We start from the raw sequence: 24,451 nt of genomic DNA on the forward strand, positions 1-24,451 counted from the left end.
GCTGGCACGAACCGCGCTGCACTACGAGGGGGGATGACGTGAAACGGCCAACGCATGCATGAACGCCGGTTCGATCCGTGCCGTCACGACAGCGCGCGGCATAGCTGAAGCAGCATCAGATCATAGCAGGACGTCCGAATGGTTCGAAAAGCCAGGACGCCCCAGGGGGAGGAATTTCATGACCATTATTCGTTCGGCACCGCGTCGGCAGCTTTTCCGCACGACCTCGGTCCTCGCATTGACGCTTGGCTGCGTCCTGCCCGCGATCGCCCAGGCACAGACCGCTCAGCCACAGACCGCTCGGCCGCAGGCCACGCCGTCCAATCCCGCGGTCCAGCCGCAGCCACAGACCGCGCCGCAGAACGACCAGACCATCGCGCCCTCCTCCGCCACGGTCGAGCCGGCCACGCGCGACCGCGCTTCGGGTGACGTGTCCCCGCCGGCCGAGACGCAATCCGCGCAGGACGAGCCGCAGAACGCCGGACGCACCAGCCCCGACGTCGCGACCGCGCAGGACATCGTCGTCGTCGGCACCCGCGCGTCGCTCCAGTCGGCGATCAACCGCAAGCGCAACGCCGGCACGATCGTCGACTCGATCGTCGCCGACGACATTGCCAGCTTCCCAGACAAGAATGTCGGCGACTCGCTGTCGCGTATCACCGGTGTCCAGCTCAGCCGCGATTTCGGCGAAGGGACGCAGGTGTCGATCCGCGGCGTCGAGCCCGATCTCAACCGCGTCGAGATCAACGGCGTCAGCCAGGTCTCGGCCGGCGGCAGCCGCGCCGGCGATTTCCGCGAGCTCGCGACCGAACTCGTCAAGTCGATCGACGTCTTCAAGGGCTATGCCGCCGATTTGACCGAAGGCGGTCTTGGCGGCACCGTGCTGGTCGAAACGCGCAAGCCGCTTGAATTGAAGAAGGCACTCGGCAGCGTCGTCGTGTCGGCGCAGCATCTCGAGACGACGCAGGACTGGCGTCCGCGTGGCACGCTCGTGCTCGGCACGCCGCGGTTCCTGATGGACGGCCTCGGCGTCCTGCTCAACGTCACCTATGACGACAAGTCGACGCGGCAGGATTACGCCAGCAACACCAACTACAACCGCCTTGCGGACTTCGACCATTCGGACAAGCCGACGGTCGCCAACGCCGCCTATGCGGCCTTCCCGACCTATGCGAGCTGCGGCAACGTCGGCACCACCTCGACCCAGACCTTCGCGACGCGGCGTGCGGCGTGCGAAAACCAGTTCTTCGACTGGGCGCCGACCGTGCCGCGCTATCGCAACCTCGTCCGCCGCGACAAGCGCCTGTCGGGCGACTTCACGGTGCAATATGAGCTCGCGCACAATTTCCGCGCTTATGCCGAAGCGCAGATCAACAACCGCGACCAGCGGCTGTTCGACACCAATTACTCGCTCGATATGGGCCGCGTCCAACGCTACCAGCTCGACCCGGTGCTCGGCACCAGCTCGACCCAGCAGGTCAAGCTCGGCACCGCGACGATCAATCCCGACCATGTCGTAACGGGCTACACCACGGCGCTCAATTCGGTCGCGGTCAGCAGCACGGTCACCAGCGGCTCGAGCAATATCCTCGGCGTGCAGCGGCGCGATTTCCAGTACGACCAGAAGTCGCAATATTTCCAGGGCGGCTTCGACTGGAATCTCGATCGTTTCAAGGTCAAGGGCATGGTGTCCTATGCCAAGGCCAAGACGGTCGGCGAAACCAATCTGATCTCGATCAACACCGGCATCTCCGGCGTGAACGTCGATACGTCGAACGCGCTCGGCATCCCGGTGTTCACCTATCCGAGCAGCGTCAATCCGGCCGACCCGGGCATCTACACCGATCTCACGCGTCCCGGTAACGTCGCGCAATCGGGGCCGACGGTGCAGTATCGTCCGACGCAGACCTCGAACAGCGAGAAGCAAGCCAAGCTCGACGTCGATTGGGAGGTCGAGTTCGGGCCGCTCAAGACCATCGAATATGGCGGCCAATATCGCGACCAGGACTATGTGTCGTACAATGGCGGCGGCTCGCGCTTGCTGACCGCGGTCGGTGTGACGCCGCAAGTCTATCAGGACACCGCGAACGTCTCCTATTCGACCAACATCGTCTCGGCGGTCACCGCGCGCACGACGAAGACGGGCAACGGCACCTACACCAACCAGCTGACACAGGCCGAATACGCGTCGCTCATCAACGCGCTCGGCGTCACCAGCGGCGGCGCGCCGCTGTTCACCGGGTTGCGCGGCGCCCCCGGCGGGATTCCCGACCGGATCGCCTTTGCCAATTTCAATGCCGGCGAGATTTCCAAATATTACGATCTGTCGGGGTTCGACCAGGATCTGACGCTTGCCGCCAATGGCCTGCCGCAGATCCCGTCCTACACGATCAACGAGAAGATCGCCGCGGGCTATCTCAAGGGCAATTTCGAAACGCGCGTGTTCGGCATGCGGCTGACCGGTAATGCCGGCGTGCGCTATACCTACACGCGCGACGACGGCACCGGCGTCAACATCAGCCGCGTGACGCGCTTCACGCCGACCGGTGCGGTCGAGACGGTGGTGCTCAAGGCGCAGCAATCGACGCTCAAGAACAGCTATGGCGACGTGCTGCCTGCGTTCAACGCGGCGCTCGAATTCACGCCGAACCTGGTGCTGCGGGCGAACTGGGCAAAGAACCTCGCGCGCCCCAAGCCGACCGATCTGGTCGCGACGATCACCTGCACCGATGACGCCACCGTCGCCGCAGCCGATGACACCTGCACCGCGGGCAACCCCGATCTGGTGCCGTACCGCGCCGATCAGTGGGAGCTCAACATGGCCTGGTATCCGAACCGGGATACGCTCGTCAGTGTCGGCTATTACAAGAAGTACGAGAGCAGCTTCGTCGTGCCGAACGTCACCCGCTCGGGCGTCGATCTGTTCAAGGACGGCGTCCTCTATACCGTGCGCCAGCCGATCAACGGGTTCGGCGCCTTGCTCGACGGCATCGAAGGCAGCGCGCAGACCGCATTCACCTTCCTGCCAAAGCCGTTCGATGGCTTCGGCGCGTCGGCCAACGTCACCTTCGCGCGGGCGATCCGCACCAACCTGACCAACTCGGCGACCGGTCAGCCGCTGCTCGAATATCCCGGCCTGTCGAAGTGGACCTACAACGCCAGCATTTTTTACGACAAGGGCTTCCTCAATGCGCGGCTGAGCTACAATTATCGCTCCGACTGGCTGGTGACGGCGGCGGATTCGAACAACGGCAATTTGCCGATCTACCGCCAGGGCGAAGGCTATCTCGACGGGAAGATCACGCTGCGCTTCCCGAAATATCACACCAGCCTGTTCGTCGAGATGCAGAACATCAACAAGGCGTACTCGCGCTCCTTCGTGAAGGGGATCGGCACGTCGGAAGCCTATTACGCTGGCCAGCGGCTGTTCGCCGGCCTTCAGCTCAAGTTCTAGCGCTTGCGCGAAGCACCTTCCCTCCCCCCCTGCGGCTGGCTATCCTAACGGATGGCCAGCCGGTTTTTCCCGGGGGCGCTGGACCGACACTGGCTGGTCGATTGCCAACATACGGCGCGACATTCTAAGGGATGGACATGAACGCCCCGATCATCGACACCGAAATGCCCGAAACCGCAGGGCCAGCCGTCGGCGCCGGCAGCCAGACGCTGATGCGCGGGCTCGACCTGATCGAAGCGGTGAGCCACGAAGTGCTCACGCTGAGCGAACTCGCGGTCAAGCTCGACCTCACCAAGAGCACAACGCACCGCTTGCTGTCGGCGCTGGTCGATCGTGGCTACCTCGCCTTTACGCCGCGCGCAGGCTATCGGCTCGGGCCGAAACTGCTGCTGCTTGGTACGCTGGCGCAAGCGCAGGCAGATCTCGTCCAGGTCGCGCGGCCGTATCTCGAGGATCTTTCCGCCGCGACCGAGGATACAGTCCATCTCGGCATCCTCGATGGTGACTCGGCGCTGTATCTCGACAAGGTGCCCGGACGCCGGCGCATCACCATCTCGAGCCGGATCGGCGATCGCCAGCGGCTGACCTCGACCGGCCTCGGCAAGGCGCTGATCATCGATCACACACCCGCTTATTGGCGCGAGCGTTTCGCCGCCGACCAGGCCGACGGCGCACCGCATGTCGACCCCGCTCTGTGGTTCGAGCGCATGTCCGGCTATGCCAGCCGCGGTCGCGCGTTCGATCTCGAGGAGAATGAGGATCAAGTGCGCTGTGTCGCCGCGCCGATCCGCGATGCCGGCAAGCGCATCGTCGGCGCGATCAGCGTGTCGAGCGCCGCGCAATATATGAGCGACGACCGCATGACCACGCTCACCGACGACGTCTGCGCGGTGGCGCTGGCGATCAGCCGCGAACTCGGCTTCGACCCCGCCGACGCCTGACCCTTCCTTCGTATCCCCAGGAGACTAGCATGTTACTCGCAGGCAAGACGGTGCTCGTCACCGGTGCATCGGCCGGCATTGGCCGCGCAGTGGCGATCGGCTGTGCGCGGCACGGCGCCGACGTCGCGCTCAACTTCGCGCGCGACGTGGCGGGTGCCGAAAGCGCGGTCGCCGAGATCGAGGCGCTCGGCCGCAAGGGCGTGGCGATCCAGGGCGATGTTGCAGATCCCAAGACCGCGACCGACTTCGTCACCAAGGCGGTCGCCGCGCTCGGGCGGGTCGACGTGTTCGTCAACAATGCCGGCATCTGCCCGTTCCACGCCTTTCTCGACATGCCGGTCGAGACCTTCGAGCGGACGATGCAGGTCAATCTGCACGGCGCCTATTTCATGGTGCAGGCTGCCGCCAACCAGATGGTCAAGCAAGGCGATGGCGGCTCGATCATCGCGATGTCGTCGATCTCGGCGCTGGTCGGCGGCGAGTATCAGACGCATTACACGCCGACCAAGGCTGGGCTCCACTCGCTGATGCAGTCGGTCGCGATCGCGCTCGGCAAGCACAAGATCCGCTGCAACTCGCTCTTCCCCGGTACGATCCTCACCGACATCAACAAGGACGATCTCGCCGACACCAAGAAGCGCGAATACATGGAAAGCCGTATCCCGCTCGGCCGGCTCGGCCAGCCCGACGATCTCGTCGGGCCGACGGTGTTCCTCGCCTCCGACCTCGCGCGCTATGTGACCGGCGCCTCGCTGCTGGTCGACGGCGGCGCCTACGTGAACCTGCAGTGAGATGAACTGGACGCGGCGCGACCTGGCCCTGGGCCTGATGGCGGCCGCGCTCCCCTTCCCGGCGCATGCCGCGCGTCTGTTCGACGTGCGACGCTTCGGCGCGCGCGGCGACGGGCGGACGCTCGACACCGCTGCCTTCAACGCCGCGATCGCCGCGGCGGCGGGCGGCGGAACCGTGATCGTCCCGCCGGGGCGCTATCTCTGCTTCTCGATCCGGCTGAAGAGCAAGGTCACGCTCCAGCTCGCTAAGGGCGCGATCATCGAGGCGGCGGATCCTGCACGGCATTCCGGCAGCTATGACCTGCCCGAGTCCGGGGTCGAACAGCTCTACCAGGATTTCGGTCACAGCCACTGGCACAACAGCTTGCTGTGGGGCGACGATGTCGTCGAAGTGGCGATCACCGGTCCTGGACTGATCGACGGCGCCGGGCTTACTCGAAACGGCCCGGGCGCGCGCTGGAAGGCGCAGACCGGCGAGCGCCCGCTGTCGATGCAGGGCATGAGCCAGCGCCAGATCGACCAGCTTGAACCCGCCACCGCGGCGATGAACGGCCAGGGCAACAAGGCGATCGCGCTCAAGAACGGTCGCGACATCGTGCTGTCGGGGTTCACGATGCGCCAATGCGGGCATTTCGCGATCCTCGCCACCCGCACGCGCCATCTGGCGATCCGCGACCTGACGATCGACACCGATCGCGACGGCATCGACTTGGATTGCGTGCGCGACGTCGTGGTCGAGCGCTGCCGCGTCAACACGCCCAATGACGACGCGATCGTGGTCAAGAGCAGCTATGCGCTCGGCCACGCCGTCGCAGCGGAAAACATCGTCATCCGCCACTGCGCCGTCTCGGGCTTCGATCTCGGCACGCTGCTCGATGGTACGCGCCGTACGACACAAGAACTCGCACCAGACCGCGACCGCGTGACCGGGCGGATCAAGCTCGGGACCGAGAGCAATGGCGGCTATCGCAACGTGCTGATCGAGGATTGCAGCTTCACACATTGCCGCGGCCTCGCGCTCGAGACGGTCGACGGCGGGGTGGTGGAGCAGATCGTCGCGCGCCGCCTGACGATGACCGACGTCACCACCGCGCCGCTGTTCCTGCGGCTCGGTGATCGGCGGCGCGGACCTGCCGGCACCGGCATCGGCGCGATCCGCCACGTCACGATCGAGGACGTCACCGCGACTGGCATCGACCATCGCTACCCGGCGGCGCTCGCCGGCCTGCCCGGCCATCCGATCGAGCATGTTACGCTGCGCAACATCGCGCTCACGTATCGCGGCGGCGGCACCGCCGAGGACACCGCGCGCCGCCCCGAGGAACACGCCTCCGCTTATCCCGAACCGAGCATGTTCGGGACCTTGCCCGCCTGGGGCCTGTGGCTGCGCCATGCACGCGACATCACAATCGACGGCCTACGACTGGAGACTGCCACGCCCGACGCCCGGCCGCGCTTTCTCGCCGATCATGTCGACCGTTTGAGCGTGCACAATACCCAGCTCTGACGCGCTTTGGGTTTGACCTTCCCCCCATTCAACGGTACCAAATACTACAAATTGGTGCCATATAATGGCCGGAGAGGGAGAAGGCTGTGTCGATCCATGCGTTCAAGATGCAGCTGAAGCCCGGCGTTCTCGACGAATATCGCAAGCGCCATGACGAGATCTGGCCCGAGCTCTCCGCGCTGCTGACCGAGAGCGGCATCCACGATTATTCGATCTTCCTCGACGAGCAGACGCTGAGCCTGTTCGCCGTGCTGCGCGTCCGTGCGGACAGCAATCGCGATGCGCTGCCCGACCATCCGGTGATGAAGCGCTGGTGGGATTACATGGCGCCGCTGATGGAGGTCGAGCCCGACAACCGGCCCAAGGAATGGGCATTGCCGCTGATCTTCCACCATGCGTAAGCTTCCCGCGCGCTCGATCGCCGCGCTCGCCATCGCGCTTGCCTCGCCTGCCGGCTCGCAAGTCGCGCGCCCGACGCAGAACCTGCAAGCCCCGGTCAAGACCTTTGGCCGCGTCAGCTACGACGCGCGCTCGCTGATGATCGACGGCCAGCGCCGCATCATCTGGTCGAGCGAATTCCACCCCTTCCGCCTGCCCTCGCCCGATCTGTGGCGCGACGTGCTGCAGAAGATGAAGGCGAGCGGCTTCAACACCGTCGCGCTCTATTTCGACTGGGGCTATCACTCGCCGAAGCAGGGCGTGTACGATTTCAGCGGCATCCGCGACATGGATCGCGTGCTCGACATGGCGGCGGAGGAAGGCCTCTACGTCATCACCCGCGCCGGGCCGTATGTGAACGCCGAACTGTCGCGCGGCGGCTTCCCCGGCTGGCTGGTCAACCAGAAGGCGCGCGCCCGCACCGACGATCCCGCCTATCTCGCCGCGGCCGATGAATGGCTGACGCGGATCAACGCGATCGTCGCGCGGCACCAGATCAACGGCGACGGCAAGGGCCATAGCGGCACCGTCATCCTCCACCAGATCGAGAACGAGCTCGCGCTGACCACCCCGGCACAGCGCCGCTACATGGATCATCTCGCCGTCAAGGCGCGCGCCGATGGCATCACCGTGCCGCTGTTCCACAACGACCAGGGTCGCAACGGCTATTGGGTGCCGGAGTCGTCCAAGGTCGAAAACGTCGTTCACGGGCCCAACGATCTCTACGCGTTCGACGGCTATCCCGGCGGCACCTGCACCGTCGCGGGCAAGCCGACGCGCGGTTCGGCGGCGCCCGATTGGGGCTATTATGGCCCGGGCGGCGCCAAGGGCGGCGCGTCCGCCTCGCCCGACACCCCCGCCTTCCTCGCCGAATTCGGCGGCGGCTGGTTCGATTATTGGGGGTCGAACGGCGGCTATGGCTGCAACGCGATCCAGCGCGGCAAGCGCTTCCAGCGCGTGTTCTACGGCACAAACCTCGCCAACGGCATCGATATCCAGAGCTTCTACATGGGCTATGGCGGCACCAGCTGGGGCTGGCTGCCCGCGCCCGTCGTGTTCACCAGCTACGATTACGGCTCGGCAATCTCCGAAGCGCGCGAGCTGCGCGAAAAGGCCGGGGAGATGAAGCAGCTCGGCGGGATGATCGCCGCGGTGCCCGATCTCGCCGGCATGGTCCCGGCCGGCGCGGTGACGGTCTCGTCGCCCAATGTGCAAGTCTATCACGACCGCAACCCGCAGACCGACGCGCGCTTCCTGATGGTCACGCACAAGCCGTCGAACGGCCAAAGCGACGACAGCTTCACCGTCGCCGCGACCCTGCCCGACGGCGCGTACAGCTTTCCGATGCGGCTCAACGGCTTCGACGCCAAGTGGCTGCTTGCTGGGGTGACGCTCGGCGGCCAGCGGCTCGTCTATTCGACTTCCGAATTGCAGGCGACCCTGACCGCCGATGGCCGCGACCTGCTGCTGCTCTACGGCCGCGCGGGCGAAGCGAACGAGACCGTGCTGTGCTACGCGTCGGCGCCCAAGGTGGAGGTGCTCGAGGGCGCGGCCACCAGCGCGTTCGATGCCGCCAAGGGCGATCTCAAGCTGACCTACACGCTCGCTGGGCGCAGCGTCGTGCGGATCACCGGCGGTGGCCGACCGCCGCTGACGCTGCTGCTCGCCGACGAGGCCGAGGGCGTGCGCTATTGGCGCCGCGACACCGCCGCCGGCCCGGTGCTCGTCCGTGGGCCCGCGCTGCTTCGCCACGCCGATGCGACCGGCGCGACGCTCGCGCTGACCGGCGACACGAAGGCGGCCACGCCGCTCGAACTGTGGACGCCAGCACGGCTCACCTCGGTGCGCTGGAACGGCGTCGCGGTGCCGCTCGAGACCAGCGCGATCGGCAGCCGCCGTGCGCTCCGCCCGCTCGCCGGCCCGACACCCGTCACCCTCCCCCTCCTCACCAACTGGCGCGTCGCTGCGGGGACGGCCGAAGCGCGCTCCGATTTCGACGATAGCGGCTGGCAGGCGATCGACCGGCGCGGGTCGGCGACGACCACCGCCAAGCCCGACGGCGAGCCGACGCTGGTGATGGACGCTTACGGCTTCCACGACGGCGATGTCTGGTATCGCGGCCGCTTCAGCGGCACGCCCGACGCCAAGCAGCTGGCTCTGTTCTACGGCGGCGGCGGCGCTGGCATGGTGCAGGTGTTCCTCGACGGGAAGCTGGTCGGCCAGGACGAGCTCCCCGGTGGCCTGCCGCGCCCGATCACCACCGCCGCGCCACGCTTCGACCTCCCCGCCGCCGCGCAGACGCCCGGCGCGCATGTGCTGGCGATCATGGTCCGCAACAACGGGCACAATTGGGATCTCGACTCCGACGATTTCCATAAGGAAGCGCGCGGGCTCGTCTCGGCCTCGCTCGAGGCACCGGGCGGACGCAGCTTCGCCGTGCCGATCGCGTGGAAGATCCAGGGCAAGCAAGGCGGCGAGGATCTCCCCGATCCCGCGCGCGGCGCCGCCAACAATGGCGGCCAATATGGCGAGCGGATGGGCTGGCATCTGCCCGGCTTCGACGACGCGCGCTGGACCACGGCGACGCTGCCCGCCGCCACGACGACCGCCGGCACCACCTGGTATCGCACGCGCTTCACGCTCGACCTGCCCAAGGCGCAGGATACCACCGTTGCGGTGACGTTCGGCGACACCACCACGCCGCGCTCGGTCGCGCGCTATCGTGCGCTGCTGTTCGTCAACGGCTGGAACATGGGCCAGTTCATCGCGCATGTCGGCCCGCAGCGCGTCTTCCCGATCCCCGAGGGCATCCTCAACCACCACGGCGCCAACACGATCGCACTTGCCGTCACGTCGGATGGCGCGGCGGGCAATGCGCTCGAACAGGTCAAGCTCGTCACGCTGCGCAGCGTGAAGGGCGGCGTGCCCGTCCAGATGGTCGCCGCGCCCAGCCGCCCGGACCAACTCCGATGAGCGACGCGCTTGTCACCCGCCGCGGCTTCGGCGGCATCGCCGGTGCAGCGGCGCTCGCAGCGATGACGCGCCCCGCCTTCGCTGCCGGAGCGGCGCGGCCGTGGCCGTATCTGATCGGCGCCGACGTCTCGTGGATCCCCGAGGACGAGGCGGTCGGCGCGACCTATTGGCAGGATGGCCGGCAACGCGATCCGCTCGCGATCCTCGCCGACGCCGGGTTCAATGCGATCAAGCTGCGCACCTTCGTCGACCCCGCCAACGGCTATAGCAAGCGCAAGCCCGGTGGCCCGTGGTGCGACCTGCAGCAGACGCTGGCGTTCGGCCGTCGCATCAAGGCCGCCGGCTTCCATTTCTCGCTGACGCTGCACTATTCGGACGACTGGGCCGATCCGCAGAAGCAGGCGAAACCCGCAGCCTGGGCCGACCTGCCGTTTCCCCGGCTGGTCGAGCGCGTCGGTGGCTATACCGCCGACACGATCGCCGCGCTCGTCCGCGGCGGGGCCGCGCCCGACATGGTGGTGATCGGCAACGAGACCACCTTCGGCATGCTCTTGCCCGACGGCCGCGTGCCGCTGACCATTCCGACCGGCAACCCGCAGACCGACGGTGTCCACCTTAACGTGGCCGGCGCTGGCGGCTATGACCAGTTCGCCGCGCTGCTGAAGGCGGGGATCGCCGGCGCGCGCGCTGCGGCGCCGCGCGCCAAGGTGGCGCTGCACAACCATCTCGGTCGCCACTGGCCGATCACGAAATATTGGACCGACTCTCTGCTTCAGCGTGGCGTCCGCCCCGATGCCATCGGCTTCTCCTGCTACCAGCAGGCGGCGCAGGGCGACTGGCAGCATACCTTCGCCGAATTCGCCAAGGCCTATCCCGATCTTGGCTTCCTCGCGATGGAATATTCCGCGCGCAAACGCTATCTCAACGATCTCGTCCATGCCGAACCGCACGGCTGGGGCAGTTACATCTGGGAGCCGACGCGCCACCAGGAAGCGATCTTCCGCCACGACGGCAAGCCCGCCGGCGAAGGCGCCCGCCCCGATCTGCTCAGCCAGGGCATCAACGCCGCGGAAGCCCCCGGCGCCGCGCCCGGCGTGCCGACCCAGACGCCGCCCGACGGCCATCAGGGCCGGTACGACATCGATCCCCAGTTCCGCACCCTCTATCGCACCATGGCGCACGATTACGGTCTGAAGCCCGTGCGCGTTCCTACCAGGAGAAGTTAATTGGCCGCCCTTACCCACGACGTGCCGCGTGCAGACGTGACCGCCGCGATCGCCCGACTGATGGACAATCTCGTCAACATCACGGACGAGACCGGCGAGTTCCTGCTCCATCTCGAAGACGGGCGCATCATCGACACCAAGGGCTGGGCCGGCTGGGAATGGACCCATGGCGTCGGCCTGTTCGGGATGTGGCGCTATTACGAGCAGACCGGCGACAGCACCGCACTCGCGATCATCAAGCAATGGTTCGAGGATCGCTTCGTCGAGGGTACGCCGACCAAGAATATCAACACGATGGCGCCGTTCATCACGCTCGCCTATTTGTACGAGCTCGAACGCGACCCGCGCTACATCCCCTATCTCGACACTTGGGCCGAGTGGCTGATGGCGCCCGACGGCCTGCCCAAGACCGAGGAAGGCGGCTTCCAGCACATCGTCTACAATGACGAGAATCCCGGCGAGATGTGGGACGACACGCTGATGATGTCGGTGCTGCCGCTCGCCAAGATCGGCCTGCTGCTGAACCGTCCGCACTATGTCGAGGAAGCCAAGCGCCAGTTCCTCGTCCACATCAAATACCTGTTCGACAAGAAGACCGGGCTGTGGTTCCACGGCTGGGACTTCAACGGCCGGCACAATTTCGCCGAGGCGCTGTGGGCGCGCGGCAATTGCTGGGTGACGATCGCGATCCCCGAGATCATCGAGATCCTCGATCTGCCGCAAGGCGACGCGCTGCGCACCTTCCTGATCGACACGCTCGCCGCGCAGGTGAAGACGCTCGCCGAGACGCAGGACCCCGCGACGGGCCTGTGGCACACGCTGATCGTCGATCCGACCAGCTATCTCGAGGCGTCGGCGACGGCGGGCTTTGCGTACGGCATCCTCAAGGGCGTGCGGAAGGGCTATCTGCCGCGGCACTATGAGGCGGTCGGCATCAAGGCGGTGCAGGGCGTGCTCGCCAATATCGACGCGGCGGGCGAGCTCAAGCAGGTGTCGTTCGGCACGGCGATGGGCGACACGCAGCAATTCTACAAGGACATCGCGCTGACCTCGATGCCCTATGGGCAGAGCCTGGCGATGATCGCGCTCGGCGAGTTCCTGCGTACCTACATCTAATGCAGCAGGCGGCGCTTCCCGGCTTCCACCGCGTAGCGTCGCGTTGGGCCGCCTGGCGCCGCCCGGCCGGCGCGCTCGCGCTCCTTCTGGCACTCGGCGGCGCGGCCCGATCGGCGGTGGCGGAGACTCCACTGGTCGCGTTCGATGCCGGGCCGGGTGTCGTGCTGGCGGATGCGCGCGGCGTCGCGCGGGTGATGACCGACCCGCGCGACCATGCGGTGGTAAGGATCGCCGCCGCCGACCTCTCTGCCGATCTCGCCCGCGTGTCGGGCACGGCGACCGGCAACGGTACGCAGATCTGGCTCGGCACGCTCGGTCGCAGCGCGGCGATCGACGGCCTCGCGCGGCGCGGCCTGCTCGACGTCAGCAAATTGCGCGGCGCGTGGGAGAGCTTCGTGATCGCCACGGTCGATCGCCCCGCCCCCGGCGTCACCTCGGCGCTGGTGATCGTCGGCAGCGACCGGCGCGGCACCGCGTTCGGCGCGTACGAACTGTCGCGCGCGATCGGCGTCTCGCCGTGGCATTGGTGGGCGGACGTCACGCCCGAACATCACGCGCTGTTGCGCGCGCCCGCGGGCGTCGCGCGCTTCGGTCCGCCCTCGGTCAAGTATCGCGGCGTGTTCCTCAACGACGAGGATTGGGGGCTGCAACCCTGGGCCGCGCACACCTTCGAGCCCGCGGCGGGCACGATCGGCCCGAAGACCTACGCCAAGCTGTTCGAACTGATGCTGCGGCTCAAGGCCAACCTCGTCTGGCCGGCGATGCACAAGGTGACGCGCCCGTTCAATGCCGATCCCGGCAACGCCGCGCTCGCCGATCGCTATGCCATCGTGATGGGCTCGAGCCATGCCGAGCCGATGCTGCGCAACAATGTCGGCGAATGGACCGCGCCGGCGGAGCGATTCAATTACGCCACCAACGCTGCCGGTGTCGCGCGCTACTGGCGCGAGCGGGTGGCGACCAACGCGCGCTACGAGAGCCTCTGGACGCTCGGCATGCGGGGCATCCACGACAGCGGGATGGTCGGCCCGAGCGACGATGCCGGACGCCGGACGCTGCTCGAGCGCATCTTCGCCGACCAGCGTGCGATGCTGCCCGCGAATGCGCCGCAGGTGTTCACCCCGTATAAGGAAGTGCTCGACGTCTATCGCAGCGGGCTGAAAGTGCTGGGCGACGTAACGCTGCTGTGGCCCGACGACAATTTCGGCTATATCCGCCACCTCCCCGACACCGCCGAACGCCAGCGGCCCGGCGGATCGGGTGTCTATTACCACCTCTCCTATCTCGGTGCGCCGCTGTCGTATCTGTGGCTGTCGACCACCCCGCCCGCGCTGATCCGCGAGGAACTGGGCCGCGCCTGGGATGCCGGGGCGCGGGAGATGTGGGTGGCCAATGTCGGCGATCTCAAGCCGGGCGAACTCGCCACCGACTATTTCCTGCGACTGGCGTGGGACGTGCCGGCGACGCGCGCGCAGCCGATCGACGCCGTCGTGCGCGAGTGGGCGACCGGCACGCTCGGCGCCGATGTCGCGGCGGACGCCACGACGATCCTCGCCGAGCATCACCGCCTCAACTTCGCGCGTCGGCCCGAGCATCTGCAATGGTGGCTGCCCGGCGAGCTGTCGCGCCCCAGCCCGCTGTCGCCGCCCGAGATCGCCACCCGCCTCGCCGCGTTCGACACGCTCGCCGCCCGCGTCCGCGCGCTCGCACCGCGCATCGCGGCCGACCGCCGGGATGCGTTCTTCGAGCTGGTCGACTATCCCATCTCCGCCGCCGCGCTCGCCAATGTCCGGCTGTTCGACGCCGAAGCCTATGACCGCCTCCACGACAGCGATCCGGCAGCCGCGGCGCAAGCGGGTGCCCGCGCACGCGCCGCCGATGCCGAACTCACGCGCCTGACGCGCCGCTACAACGAGACGATCGCCGGCGGCAAATGGCGCGGGATGCTCGCGATGGAGCCGGCCGATGGCCAATGGCGCCGCTATCGCCTGACCCCGCCGATCCTGCCCGCCGCTGCCCTCCTCCCGGCTGAGACTGTAGCCCGACCGCAAGCTCCTGCCGCCGCCGCCACACCCGTCGTGGAAGCCGAAGCCGCCGAGGGCGCGCGCACCGGCTGGCGCGTGATCGACGGGCTCGGCCGCAACGGGGCCGCGGTCGGCGCGGCACTGCCGGCGCAGCTGTCTTACACGATCGACCTGCCGCCCGGCCGCTGGCGCCTCGTCGCCGAGCTCCTGCCGAGCTACGCCACGCACGACGGCGATCCGCTGCGCCTGACGCTCGCGCTCGACGATGCCGCGCCCGTCACGCTCGCCGCACCGCGCGTCACCGGCGATGCCGCCTGGGCGCGCGCGGTGCTCGACAATCGGATCGAGCTCGCGCTGCCGACCGCGCTCGCGGCCGGCCGCCATCGCTTCACCGTCGGCCTCGCCGATCCCGCGCTGATCCTCGATCGCTTCCGTTTCGATCCGCTTCCCGCCAGCCCGCCGCCCGCCGGCGCAAAGGACTGACCGCCATGGCCACCGACCCTATCGCCGCCGCGCCCGCCAACCCGATCGCGCCGACGCGCCCGGTGCGCTGGTACACGCTGCTCGCCTATGGCTCGAACGACGTGCTCGGCGCCGGTTCGATGGCGGTGATCAGTACCTGGATCCTGTTCTTCTACACCACCTTCTGCGGGCTGTCGGCGCTGCAGGCGACCGCGATCTTCGGCATCGCGCGCGTGCTCGACGCGTTCACCAGCCCGCTGATCGGCCACCTCTCCGACAGCCTCGGCCGCTCGTGGCTCGGGCGCAAGTTCGGGCGGCGGCGCTTCTTCATCCTCGCCGCGATCCCGCTGCTGCCGTCGTTCGCGATCATGTGGGTCGCGGGGCAAGGCTTCTGGTATTACCTCGTCACGTACGTGCTGTTCGAGATGGTCTATGCGATGGAGATCATCCCGTACGAGACGCTCGCCAGCGAAATGGCGACCGATTACAAGACCAAGGCGAAGTTCGCCGGCGCGCGCATCCTGCTTGGCCAGCTTTCGGCGATCGGCGCGGCGTTCCTGCCCAAGGCGCTGATCCAGTATCTCGGCGAGGGCTCGCCCGACACCTATCTCTACATGGGCATCATCTTCTCAGGGCTCTTCATGGGCGCGGCCGGCCTGCTCTATGCGTTCAGTTGGGAGCGGCAGCGCCCGCCCGGGCTCGACGCCGAGGAGGATGCGCGCGCCAAGCCGACGCTCGGCGCGGCGTTCAAGGCGCTCTATCGCAATTTGTTCTCGACGCTCCGGATCCGCGCCTTCCGGCTGCATCTCGGCATGTATCTCGGCGGGTATATCAGCCAGGACATCTATAACGCGGCCTTCACCTATTTCGTGATCTTCGCGCTGGCCGGCTCGGCGGCGATCGTCGCCAACCTCGTCGGGGTGACCTATATCGTCCAGTTCGTCGCGGTGATCCTGGCGATCAACTTCGCGCTGAAGCTCTCCCCCGCCGCCGCATACCGCATGGCGGCGATCAGCTTCGCGATCGGCGTGATCCTGTTCCTCGCGATGTACGCTGCGGGCTATACCGCGACCGCGATGCTGTTCTGGGTGCCGGTGCTGTTCGCCGGGCTCGGCCGCGGCGCGCTCAACTACATCCCGTGGGCGACGTACAATTACATGGCCGATGTCGACGAGATCGTCACCGGGCGCCGCCGCGAAGGCGCGTTCGCGGGCGTGATGACCTTCGTGCGCAAGATGAGCCAGGCCGCCGCGATCATCCTCGTCGGCCAGGTGATGCAGGCATCGGGCTTCGTCTCGGGCGCGAAGACGCAGAGCGCCGGCGCGCTGGTCGGCATCGTCGGGGTGATGGGCGCGGGCACGATCGCGATGCTGCTGTTCGGCATGTTCGTGTCGACGCGCTTCCGGCTCGACCCCCGCACGCATGCGATCCTGCTCGAGGAGATCGAGCATTTGCGCAGCGGCGCACGCACGCCGTCCGATCCCGAGCATGCCGCCGTGGTCGAGGATCTGTCGGGCTGGTCGTATGACCGGCTGTGGGGCAACAATCCGGTGGCGGAAGCGCAGAAATGATCGCGCTGCTCGCCGCGGCCTTGCTCGCGCAGGCCGCGGTGCTGGCGCCCAAGCCGCTGTTCCGCGATCCCGTGCATGACGGCGCTGCCGATCCGTCGACGGTCTACGATCCGGCGACGCGCGAGTGGGTGATGTTCTACACCAACCGCCGCGCCGATTTGCCGATGGACGATGCCACGGACGTCCGCTGGGTCCACGGCACCGCGATCGGCATCGCCCGCTCGAAGGACGGCGCGCAGTGGCGCTACGGCGGCACCGCGGCGATCCCGGTCGCATGCACCGGCGCGACGCTGTGGGCGCCCGATGTCGAGCGGTTCGCGGGGCAATGGCACATGTGGGTCACCGTCGTCCCCGGCATCTATCGCGACTGGAACGCGCCGCGATTCCTCGTCCACCTGACCAGCTCCGACCTCAAAAGCTGGCGCTGCGGCGGGCGAGTCGAGCTGGGCTCGGACCGGGTGATCGATGCGAGCGTCGTCGCGTTGCCGCGCGGTGGCTACCGCCTGTTCTTCAACGACGAGCGGATGAACAAGGCGATCCGCACCGCCGACAGCCGGGATCTAGTGCATTGGACGCTCAAGGACCGGCTGACCGACACGCCCGGCGAAGCGCCCAAGGCGTTCCGCTGGCGCGGGCGCTGGTGGCTGGTGTCCGATGCGTGGAAGGGGCTGCTGGTGATGCGCTCGTCCGATGGCGAGCATTGGACGCGCCAGAGCGACTATCTGCTCGCCGCCCCCGGCGCCGCCGCGACCGACCGCGCCAAGGGGCAGCATCCCGACGTGATCGTCGCGGGCGAGCGTGCGTATCTCGTCTATTTCGTCCACCAGTCGGGCGAACCGCAGGCCGCGCATGATCCCGAGTGGCACCGTCGCAGCGTGCTCCAGATCGCCGAGCTGAACGAGGTCGACGGCATCCTCACGGTCGATCGCAACGCGCCGGTCTATGTGCGTTTCCTGACCCGCTGAACGCGGGCGCTAAAGGGTCGAGTACGCTTGGCGCTTTCCCGAACGCCCCCCGCCCGTTCGCCCTGAGCCGGGCGAAGGGCACCTCTCCACAACGAGCCAGCCCTCACGCGGGGAGCAGGGCTTCGACAAGCTCAGCCCGAACGGCGTTGGCGGATCACGCCAATTCGAATGTGACCTAGAGAAATCCGACCTGCCGCAACCAAGCCGCACACAGCTGCGGCCACACCGACACTGGCAGGCCCTGCGTATCGAGCGCGAAGCCGTGCGGGGCATCGGCGAAGATGTGGCACTCCGCCGCGCCGCCGGCTTGCTCCCAAGCAGCGTGCAGCCGCCGCGTATTCTCGACCGGGACGACCGGATCGTTGCCCGAATAGACGATGAACGCGGGCGGCGGGTCTTGCAGCAGTTGCGCGTCGGGCTGCAGCCGATCGTACATCGCCTGCTTCTCGACCGGGGGCAGCGGCGGCTTGTCGGCGATGATCGTGCGGCCTGCGGCATTGGTCGAGATCGGCGCATAGCCGATCACCAGCACATCGGGCCGCGTCGTCGCATCGCAGGACACGCCCCATTCTTCCGGCACCGCCGCCGCGAGGCACGCAGCGAGATGCCCGCCCGAGGACAGCCCGACGACACCGAGCGCGCTGATATCCTCGCGCAGCAGCCGCATCGCCGCCAATGCATCGGCAAGCGCCGCGACAGGCCCGTTCGCCGCGTCGGGGAAGCGGTGGATCAGGACATGCGCGTGATAGCCGAGCGTATTGAGCCAGCGCGCCACCTGGACGCCCTCGCGCCCCGCCATCAGCTGGACATAGCCGCCGCCGCCGAGCACCAACATCGCGCGACCATTGGGCTGCGCAGGCGCGAAGCTCAGCAGCACCGGCTGGGTCACCGCGGTCACCACCGCTTGCGCCGGATTGGCGAAGGCGGGATCGAACGTCACCGCGAACATCCGCAGCGCAGCGCCATCGAGCGTGCGCACCTGATCGGCACCGAGCATCAGCATCCCGGATGCGCCCCGTCGAACGACGAGTGGCCAGCGACGCACGGATGCGTCGGATAGGCCTCGCCGTCGAGCTCGACCGCCTCGCGCACCACCGACAACCGGTCGCCATCGTCGCGCATCTCGTACAGCTTGCCGAGCGCATAATTGAACGGCCGATGCAGGATCATCATCAGTCTGCCGTCGAAGGTGCGGAACAGCATGCCGTGCCCGCTATCGCGCTGCACCAGCGGCCCGAGCTGCTCCCACGGCCCGGCGATCGTGCCCGAGGTCGAGCGCGCCTGCGCTTCGACATAGCCCTTCGCGCCATAGCTCGACCACAGCATCAGCAGCGTGCCGGTCTTCGATCGATAGAGTTCGGGGCCGTCGGTGACGTAGACGACGTCGCCGTTCGGCTGCTTCTGGCCGACTGCCCACGGCGCGTCGTTCGCCTTGAACAAGGTCTGCGGCGGGCCGGCGGCGGCGAGATCGTCGGTGAGCGGCAGCGCTTCCATCGTGCCCACCGTCGTCTGCCACCATTCATGCGCGTAGACGAGCCACGGCTTGCCCGCAGGATCGACATAGAGCGACCCGTCGAGCGTCATCAGTTTGGGATCGACGATCGGCGCCCCGCCACGCACGAGCCGGTACGGCCCGTTGACCGTGTCCGAGACAGCCAGCACCGTGCCGCGGCGATAGGTGTCGCGCGTGCCGTTCTTGCCGAGCGGCAGGTCGGGGTTGTGGAAGGTCGTGAACAGATACCATTTGCCGCGCCAGCGATGCACCTCGGGCGCCCAGCTGCCGGCCTTGGCCCACAGCCCGGCGGGCAGGACGAAGGCGAGCTTGGGCTTGCTCCAATGCTTCAGGTCGCGGCTGGCATAGACCATCGTACCAAGCCGCTGGTCGCCGCTCATCGCCGCTTCGTTGCGGGTAAACAGGTAATAGGTCTTGCTTGCGGCGTCGGCGACGATCCACGGATCGTGCAGGTGCATCGCGGTCAGCACGAGCGGCCCGTCGCCCTGCGGTGCGGCGGGGGCCGCCCCCGTCAATCCGAGCAACGCGGCAGCGGCGAACAGCCACTTCATGGCGCGACCGCGATGCTGTTGCCATAGCCGATCACCACGGTGGCGATCAGCAACAGGCCGACCCCGCTCCACACGGTCGCCTTGATCCGCGCGCCGGCTTCCTTCCACTCGCGGAAAGCAAAGCCCCACAGCGTGCCGAAGATGATGATGCTCGCCATGTGCAGCGTCCAGCTTGAGAAGCCCAGCCGGCCCATCTGGCTCTCGCCCATCGTGTAGAAGAAGAACTGGAAGTACCAGGTCACCCCCGCCAGCGCGCTGAGCAGATAGTTGCGCAGCAACGGTGGCCGGCCAACGTCGCCCTTCGTGACACCGCGCCATTCGGGCGCGCTGCGGTTCTTTGTGATGAGAAACGCGCACCACGCTCCGTTGGTGATCAGCCCGCCGAACATCACCAGGCACAGCACCGGCAGCCCGGTCCACAGCGGCCCCGTCCCCGCCGCGGCCGACAGCGCCTTGATCGGCTCGCCCGCGGCGAGGCCGAAGGCGAAGCAGGCCGACATGATGCCCGCGAAGATCGCGACGAGGATGCCCTTCTTGAAGTCGAATTCGGCGACCACCGCCGCCTTCTGCGCGGGCGTCAGCAGCGCATCCTTCTTCGCACCCGCGATCGCGACGACGATGATTCCGAGCAACGTCAGCGCGATGCCGAGCAGCACGATCCGGCCCGAAGCGTTGGCGAGCAGCTTCGCGTGGAAATCCCCCGCGAACAACGGTGGGATCAGCGTGCCGAACACGGTGCACAGCCCCAGCACCACCGCCATGCCGAGCGACAGCCCGAGATAGCGCATCACCAGCCCGTAGCCGAGCCCGCCGAACCCCCACAGCACGCCGAAGACAATCGGCCACCAGAATGCCGTCGGCGTGGCGCCGTGGAGCACGCCGAGCAGATCGTTGGTCTGAAGGCTGGCGAAGAACCACGGCGCGAACAGCCAGGAGAAGACGCCGCCGGTCAGCCAGTAAATCTCCCACGACCAGCGCTTCACCCCGCGATAGGGCACGTAGAAGCTCGCCGAGGCGAGGCCGCCAAGCCAGTGGTAGAGGACGCCGAGCAACGGGTTCATAAATCTAATCCCAGGCGATAGAGGCGGTTGGCATTGCGCGCGAACAGGTCGCGTTGCTCGTCGTCGCTGAAGTCGGCGGCGATCGCGTGGAATGCCGCCATCGTGCGGTCGATCGGCGCGAAGAGCGTGTCGGTCGGGGTATCGCTGGCGAACAGGCAGCGGTGGGTGCCGAACAGCTCGATCGCCGCGAGCAGGAACGGCCGCACGCTGTCGAGCGTCCAGGCGCGATCGATGAAGCCGAGCCCCGACAGCTTGATCGCGACATGCGGCAGCGCGGCGAGCGTTTCGAGCCCGGCGCGCCATTGCGCGATGCCGTCACGATCGCCGATCACCGGCATGCCGAGATGGTTGATAATCACCGGCACGTCGGGATGCCGCGCGAGCAGCGGGGCGAGCCCGGCCATCTGCGCGGGATAACATTGCAGGTCGAACGACAGGCCGTATTTCGCGAGCAGGCCGAAGCCCGCCCCCCACTGCGCGTCCTGCGTCACGTCGCGCGGCGTGTAGCTGCGCAGCGGATCGGCGTGCCAGTTGACGATGTGGCGGATGCCGCGAACGCGCGGATGCGCCGCCTGCTGCGCGAGCAACGCTTCGACGTCGGGATCGTCGAGCCGCGCGAACGCCACGATCGCGCTCGGCAAGCCACCCGCGTCGGCGACGCCTTCGAGCCATTCGGTCTCGTCGAGCGCCTGCGCCGGGTCCGCCCCGGCATCGATGTGCACCGCGCCGACGACGTTCCAGCGCGCCATGTCGGCGCGATAGTCGGCGAGCGTGTAATCGCGGGCGATCGCTTCGACCGAGCCGTTGGGCCCGTCCTCCGCAAACGGCGGCGTCAGCCACGGATAGCGGATCCGGCCGAGCTCCCACAAATGGATGTGCGCATCGACGAACGGGATGGTCACGAAGCCTCTCCGGCTGAGCAAGGCCGCGCCGTCGTCTTTCGGACGGTCGCGGCCATATGGGCGATCAGAAAGTCGTGCGACCGCCCGACGTGTCGAAGGTCGCCGCCGTGGTGAAGCTGCACTCTTCCGACGCCGCGAAGCACACCATCGCGGTCGATTCGTGGATTTCGCCCAGGCGCCCCATCGGGATCTTCGAGCGCATATATTCGACCTGGCTCGGCGGCAGCTGCTCGAGGATCGGGCTCTCGAAGGTCGCCGGGGTGATCGCATTGGCGATCACGCCCTTGCCCGCGAGTTCCTTGCCGAGGCTCTTGGTCAGGCCGATCACCGCCGCCTTGGTCGCCGAATACGCGCTGGCGTTGGGATTGCCTTCCTTGCCCGCCACCGACGAGACGTTGACGATCCGGCCATAGCCATTCTCGAGCAGATACGGCACGACCGCGCGGTTGCAGTAGAACAGCCCGTTGAGGTTGACGTTGACCACCTGCAGCCAGCTGTCGATCGGGAATTCGTGCACCGGGGCGGTCGCCCCGGTGATCCCGGCCGAGCAGATCAGCACGTCGATCTTGCCCAGAACCTCAGCACTTTCCTTGGCGGCAGCGGCGACGGCATCGGCATCCGACACGTCGAGCGCGACGACATGCGTCGCGCCGATCTCGTCCTTGGTCGTGGCGAGCGCCGCGGCGTTGCGATCCCACAGCACGGCCTTGCCACCCTCGGCGATGATCCGCCGGGCGACATCCTTGCCGAGCCCCGAAGCGCCGCCGGTGATGACCGCGCAGCGCCCTGCGAAACGTCCTTCGTAGACGCTCATGCGAGTTTGCCTTCGCCGAGGTGGCGCCACTCGACGACGGTCTGAGTCTGCGTGCCGAGCTTGGCGATCGACAACTCCATCACGTCGCCGGCCTTCAAGAAGATCTTGTCGGGCTTCTTGCCCTCGCCCACGCCAGGCGGCGTGCCGGTGATGACCAGATCGCCCGGCATCAACGTGACATATTCGCTGGCATAGGAGATCAGCTCGGCGAGATCGAAGATCATCGTCTTGGTGTTGCCGGTCTGCATCCGCACGCCGTTCACGTCGAGCGTCATGTCGAGATCCTGCGCGTCGCCGACTTCATCGGGCGTCACCAGCCACGGGCCGGTCGGACAGAAGGTGTCGTGGCCCTTGCCCTTCGACCATTGGCTGCCGCGCTCCTTCTGGTTGAAGCGCTCGGACACGTCGTTGACGAGCGTGAAGCCCGCGATCGCGTCGAGCGCGTCTTCCTTCGCAATATAGCGGCAGGTCTTGCCGATGATCACGCCGAGCTCGACTTCCCAGTCGCTGTGCGTCGAGCCCTTGGGCAACACGACGTCGTCGTTGGGGCCGCTGAGGCTCGACAGCGCCTTGGCGAACATCACCGGCTCGGTCGGGATCGGCAAGCCGGACTCGATCGCATGGTCGCGATAGTTGAGCCCGATCGCGACGATCTTGCTGATCCCGGCGATCGGCACGCCGTAGCGCGGCGTTCCCTCGACCACCGGCAACGACGCGACATCGGCGGCGAGCGCCTGCGGCAGCGTTGCGATCGTCAGGTCGGCGATGACGCCCGAGAGGTCGCGGAGCGTACCGTCGGCGTCGACGATACCGGGCTTTTCTTGGCCGGGCTGGCCATAGCGGCAGAGCTTCATGAGACGGTCTTTCGTTATCAGTGCGTATAGGGACGGTGCATCGCGATCTCGCGATTGAGCTCGACGCCGAAGCCCGGCGCATCGAGCGCGCTGGCCTTGAGTCGGCCATTCTCGGGCACCGGCTCGCCGATCAGCTGCGGGTGGAACATCGGCACCACTTCGGTCGGTCCCGGATGCATCATCAGGAACTCGGCGAAGGGCGAATTGTGGCGCGTGATCACGAAGTGATAGCTGTAGACCGACGATCCGTGCGGCACGACCATCTTGCCCGCGGCATCGGCGAGCGCCGAGATCTTGAGCAATTCGGTCACGCCGCCGCACCAGCCGACATCGGGCTGGATGATGTCGCAGCATTCCATCTCGAGCAGCATGCGGAAGCCCCAGCGGGTCGCCTCATGCTCGCCGGTGGTGACCAGCATGCCCTTGGGGACGTTGCGCTTGAGCTGCTGATAGCCCCAATAATCGTCGGGGCTGATCGCCTCCTCGATCCATTTAAGGCCGTGCTCATGCGCCGCGATCGCGAGGCGTGTGGCGTAATCGAGGTCGAGCGCCATCCAACAGTCCCACATCAGCCAGAAATCGGGCCCGACGCGCTCGCGCATTTCGGCCAGCTCGGCGATGTTCTTGTGGAAACCCTCGAGCCCTTCGGCCGGGCCGTGGTGCAGCGGCATTTTGCCGCCGATGAAGCCGAGCTCCTTGGCGACATCGGGCCGCGCGCCGGTCGCATAGAATTGCAGTTCGTCGCGCACCGCACCGCCGAGCAGGTGATAGACCGGCTCCTGCCGCAGCTTGCCGAGCAGATCCCACAAAGCGAGATCGACCCCCGAAATGGCATTCACCACCAGGCCCTTGCGGCCGTAATATTGCGTCGAGAAATACATCTGATCCCAGATCTTCTCATATTCGGTCGGGCTGCGGCCCTCGAGGAAGCGCGCCAAATGCTTCTCGACGATGAACGCCGCGGGCTCGCCGCCAGTCGTGACCGCGAAACCGATCGTGCCGTCCTCGGCCTCGATCTCGACCACCAGCGTGCCGAGCACGTTGATCCCGAAGCTCTGCCGGCTCTGGCGATATTCGGGATAGCGGCTCATCGGCGTGGCGATATGGTCGTCGATCCAGTGGCCGGCACCCTGGTCGTGATAGTCGGCCCCGCCGCCGCGCACGGTGAATGCGCGGACATGCTTGATCTTGGGCAACTGGACGATCGCCACGTGTCTCTGCTCCTCATCATCGCTTCACGGATGCGAAGCGGTCCTCCACTAAGCAGACGTTCCGGGGCACCGCGCCG

General features: G+C 67.2%; 18 protein-coding genes. 11 read left to right on the plus strand and 7 right to left on the minus strand.

The genetic code is table 11. The annotated features are described in order from the left end of the window. Nucleotides 1-178 precede the first annotated feature (178 nt). From E2E30_RS13655 to E2E30_RS13705, 11 genes are all read left to right on the plus strand, one after another. The gene (locus E2E30_RS13655) at nucleotides 179-3,454 is read left to right on the plus strand and encodes a TonB-dependent receptor (protein WP_133190656.1); all 3,276 of its coding nucleotides are present in this window, start codon (nucleotides 179-181) and stop codon (nucleotides 3,452-3,454) included. Between the two features lie 137 nt (nucleotides 3,455-3,591). Then, nucleotides 3,592-4,395, plus strand: a complete 804-nt coding sequence (locus E2E30_RS13660; protein ID WP_133190658.1) for an IclR family transcriptional regulator — start codon at nucleotides 3,592-3,594, stop codon at nucleotides 4,393-4,395. A gap of 29 nt (nucleotides 4,396-4,424) precedes the next feature. Next, on the plus strand, nucleotides 4,425-5,186 hold the full coding sequence (locus E2E30_RS13665; protein ID WP_133190660.1) for an SDR family NAD(P)-dependent oxidoreductase: 762 nt from the start codon (nucleotides 4,425-4,427) through the stop codon (nucleotides 5,184-5,186). 1 nt (nucleotide 5,187) lies between these two features. Next, a complete protein-coding gene (locus E2E30_RS13670) occupies nucleotides 5,188-6,693 on the plus strand; it encodes a rhamnogalacturonidase (RefSeq protein WP_133190662.1) in 1,506 nt (501 codons plus the stop codon). 86 nt (nucleotides 6,694-6,779) lie between these two features. Then, the gene (rhaM, locus tag E2E30_RS13675; protein ID WP_133190664.1) at nucleotides 6,780-7,094 is read left to right on the plus strand and encodes an L-rhamnose mutarotase; all 315 of its coding nucleotides are present in this window, start codon (nucleotides 6,780-6,782) and stop codon (nucleotides 7,092-7,094) included. Further along, the gene (locus E2E30_RS13680) at nucleotides 7,087-10,104 is read left to right on the plus strand and encodes a beta-galactosidase (protein ID WP_133190666.1); all 3,018 of its coding nucleotides are present in this window, start codon (nucleotides 7,087-7,089) and stop codon (nucleotides 10,102-10,104) included. The genes rhaM and E2E30_RS13680 overlap by 8 nt, the downstream gene beginning before the upstream one ends. Then, nucleotides 10,101-11,330 (plus strand): glycosyl hydrolase 53 family protein, encoded by a 1,230-nt coding sequence (locus E2E30_RS13685; RefSeq protein WP_240698939.1) that lies wholly within the window; start codon nucleotides 10,101-10,103, stop codon nucleotides 11,328-11,330. The genes E2E30_RS13680 and E2E30_RS13685 overlap by 4 nt, the downstream gene beginning before the upstream one ends. After that, nucleotides 11,331-12,446, plus strand: a complete 1,116-nt coding sequence (bglB, locus tag E2E30_RS13690; protein ID WP_133190668.1) for a beta-galactosidase BglB — start codon at nucleotides 11,331-11,333, stop codon at nucleotides 12,444-12,446. Further along, entirely contained in the window at nucleotides 12,446-14,953 is a 2,508-nt protein-coding gene (locus E2E30_RS13695) for a glycosyl hydrolase 115 family protein (protein ID WP_133190670.1), read from the plus strand. The genes bglB and E2E30_RS13695 overlap by 1 nt, the downstream gene beginning before the upstream one ends. A 5-nt stretch (nucleotides 14,954-14,958) precedes the next feature. Continuing rightward, entirely contained in the window at nucleotides 14,959-16,503 is a 1,545-nt protein-coding gene (locus E2E30_RS13700) for an MFS transporter (RefSeq protein ID WP_133190672.1), read from the plus strand. Further along, nucleotides 16,500-17,468 carry a glycoside hydrolase family 43 gene (locus E2E30_RS13705; RefSeq protein WP_133190674.1) on the plus strand — a complete coding sequence of 323 codons (969 nt, stop codon included), beginning with the start codon at nucleotides 16,500-16,502 and terminating at the stop codon, nucleotides 17,466-17,468. The genes E2E30_RS13700 and E2E30_RS13705 overlap by 4 nt, the downstream gene beginning before the upstream one ends. A 175-nt stretch (nucleotides 17,469-17,643) precedes the next feature. Here E2E30_RS13705 and E2E30_RS13710 read toward each other — a convergent pair whose 3' ends face one another. The 7 genes from E2E30_RS13710 to rhmD form a co-directional block, all read right to left on the minus strand. Continuing rightward, on the minus strand, nucleotides 17,644-18,471 hold the full coding sequence (locus E2E30_RS13710) for an alpha/beta hydrolase (protein WP_240698940.1): 828 nt from the start codon (nucleotides 18,469-18,471) through the stop codon (nucleotides 17,644-17,646). After that, on the minus strand, nucleotides 18,465-19,532 hold the full coding sequence (locus E2E30_RS13715) for a glycoside hydrolase family 43 protein (RefSeq protein ID WP_133190676.1): 1,068 nt from the start codon (nucleotides 19,530-19,532) through the stop codon (nucleotides 18,465-18,467). The genes E2E30_RS13710 and E2E30_RS13715 overlap by 7 nt, the downstream gene beginning before the upstream one ends. After that, nucleotides 19,529-20,593 carry an L-rhamnose/proton symporter RhaT gene (gene rhaT / locus E2E30_RS13720; protein ID WP_133190678.1) on the minus strand — a complete coding sequence of 355 codons (1,065 nt, stop codon included), beginning with the start codon at nucleotides 20,591-20,593 and terminating at the stop codon, nucleotides 19,529-19,531. Before rhaT ends, E2E30_RS13715 begins: the two co-directional genes overlap by 4 nt. Beyond that, entirely contained in the window at nucleotides 20,590-21,495 is a 906-nt protein-coding gene (locus E2E30_RS13725; RefSeq protein WP_133190680.1) for an amidohydrolase family protein, read from the minus strand. The genes rhaT and E2E30_RS13725 overlap by 4 nt, the downstream gene beginning before the upstream one ends. Before the next feature lie 64 nt (nucleotides 21,496-21,559). Further along, entirely contained in the window at nucleotides 21,560-22,309 is a 750-nt protein-coding gene (locus E2E30_RS13730) for an SDR family NAD(P)-dependent oxidoreductase (RefSeq protein WP_133190682.1), read from the minus strand. Then, the gene (locus E2E30_RS13735) at nucleotides 22,306-23,163 is read right to left on the minus strand and encodes a fumarylacetoacetate hydrolase family protein (RefSeq protein WP_133190684.1); all 858 of its coding nucleotides are present in this window, start codon (nucleotides 23,161-23,163) and stop codon (nucleotides 22,306-22,308) included. Before E2E30_RS13735 ends, E2E30_RS13730 begins: the two co-directional genes overlap by 4 nt. Before the next feature lie 17 nt (nucleotides 23,164-23,180). Further along, a complete protein-coding gene (rhmD, locus tag E2E30_RS13740) occupies nucleotides 23,181-24,374 on the minus strand; it encodes an L-rhamnonate dehydratase (RefSeq protein ID WP_133190686.1) in 1,194 nt (397 codons plus the stop codon). Nucleotides 24,375-24,451: the final 77 nt, after the last annotated feature.

The organism is Sphingomonas sp. AAP5, from assembly GCF_004354345.1.
GTDB lineage: Bacteria > Pseudomonadota > Alphaproteobacteria > Sphingomonadales > Sphingomonadaceae > Sphingomonas > Sphingomonas glacialis.

What these genes read in the sequence shown, in the direction of transcription:
- E2E30_RS13680 (WP_133190666.1), top strand. Translation starts at nt 7,087, where the DNA reads ATGCGTAAGCTTCCCGCGCGCTCGATCGCCGCGCTCGCCATCGCGCTT.
- E2E30_RS13665 (WP_133190660.1), top strand. Translation starts at nt 4,425, where the DNA reads ATGTTACTCGCAGGCAAGACGGTGCTCGTCACCGGTGCATCGGCCGGC.
- E2E30_RS13695 (WP_133190670.1), top strand. Translation starts at nt 12,446, where the DNA reads ATGCAGCAGGCGGCGCTTCCCGGCTTCCACCGCGTAGCGTCGCGTTGG.
- E2E30_RS13700 (WP_133190672.1), top strand. Translation starts at nt 14,959, where the DNA reads ATGGCCACCGACCCTATCGCCGCCGCGCCCGCCAACCCGATCGCGCCG.
- E2E30_RS13685 (WP_240698939.1), top strand. Translation starts at nt 10,101, where the DNA reads ATGAGCGACGCGCTTGTCACCCGCCGCGGCTTCGGCGGCATCGCCGGT.
- E2E30_RS13730 (WP_133190682.1), bottom strand. Translation starts at nt 22,309, where the DNA reads ATGAGCGTCTACGAAGGACGTTTCGCAGGGCGCTGCGCGGTCATCACC.
- E2E30_RS13655 (WP_133190656.1), top strand. Translation starts at nt 179, where the DNA reads ATGACCATTATTCGTTCGGCACCGCGTCGGCAGCTTTTCCGCACGACC.
- E2E30_RS13710 (WP_240698940.1), bottom strand. Translation starts at nt 18,471, where the DNA reads ATGCTGATGCTCGGTGCCGATCAGGTGCGCACGCTCGATGGCGCTGCG.
- rhaT (WP_133190678.1), bottom strand. Translation starts at nt 20,593, where the DNA reads ATGAACCCGTTGCTCGGCGTCCTCTACCACTGGCTTGGCGGCCTCGCC.
- E2E30_RS13660 (WP_133190658.1), top strand. Translation starts at nt 3,592, where the DNA reads ATGAACGCCCCGATCATCGACACCGAAATGCCCGAAACCGCAGGGCCA.
- E2E30_RS13735 (WP_133190684.1), bottom strand. Translation starts at nt 23,163, where the DNA reads ATGAAGCTCTGCCGCTATGGCCAGCCCGGCCAAGAAAAGCCCGGTATC.
- E2E30_RS13670 (WP_133190662.1), top strand. Translation starts at nt 5,188, where the DNA reads ATGAACTGGACGCGGCGCGACCTGGCCCTGGGCCTGATGGCGGCCGCG.
- E2E30_RS13715 (WP_133190676.1), bottom strand. Translation starts at nt 19,532, where the DNA reads ATGAAGTGGCTGTTCGCCGCTGCCGCGTTGCTCGGATTGACGGGGGCG.
- E2E30_RS13705 (WP_133190674.1), top strand. Translation starts at nt 16,500, where the DNA reads ATGATCGCGCTGCTCGCCGCGGCCTTGCTCGCGCAGGCCGCGGTGCTG.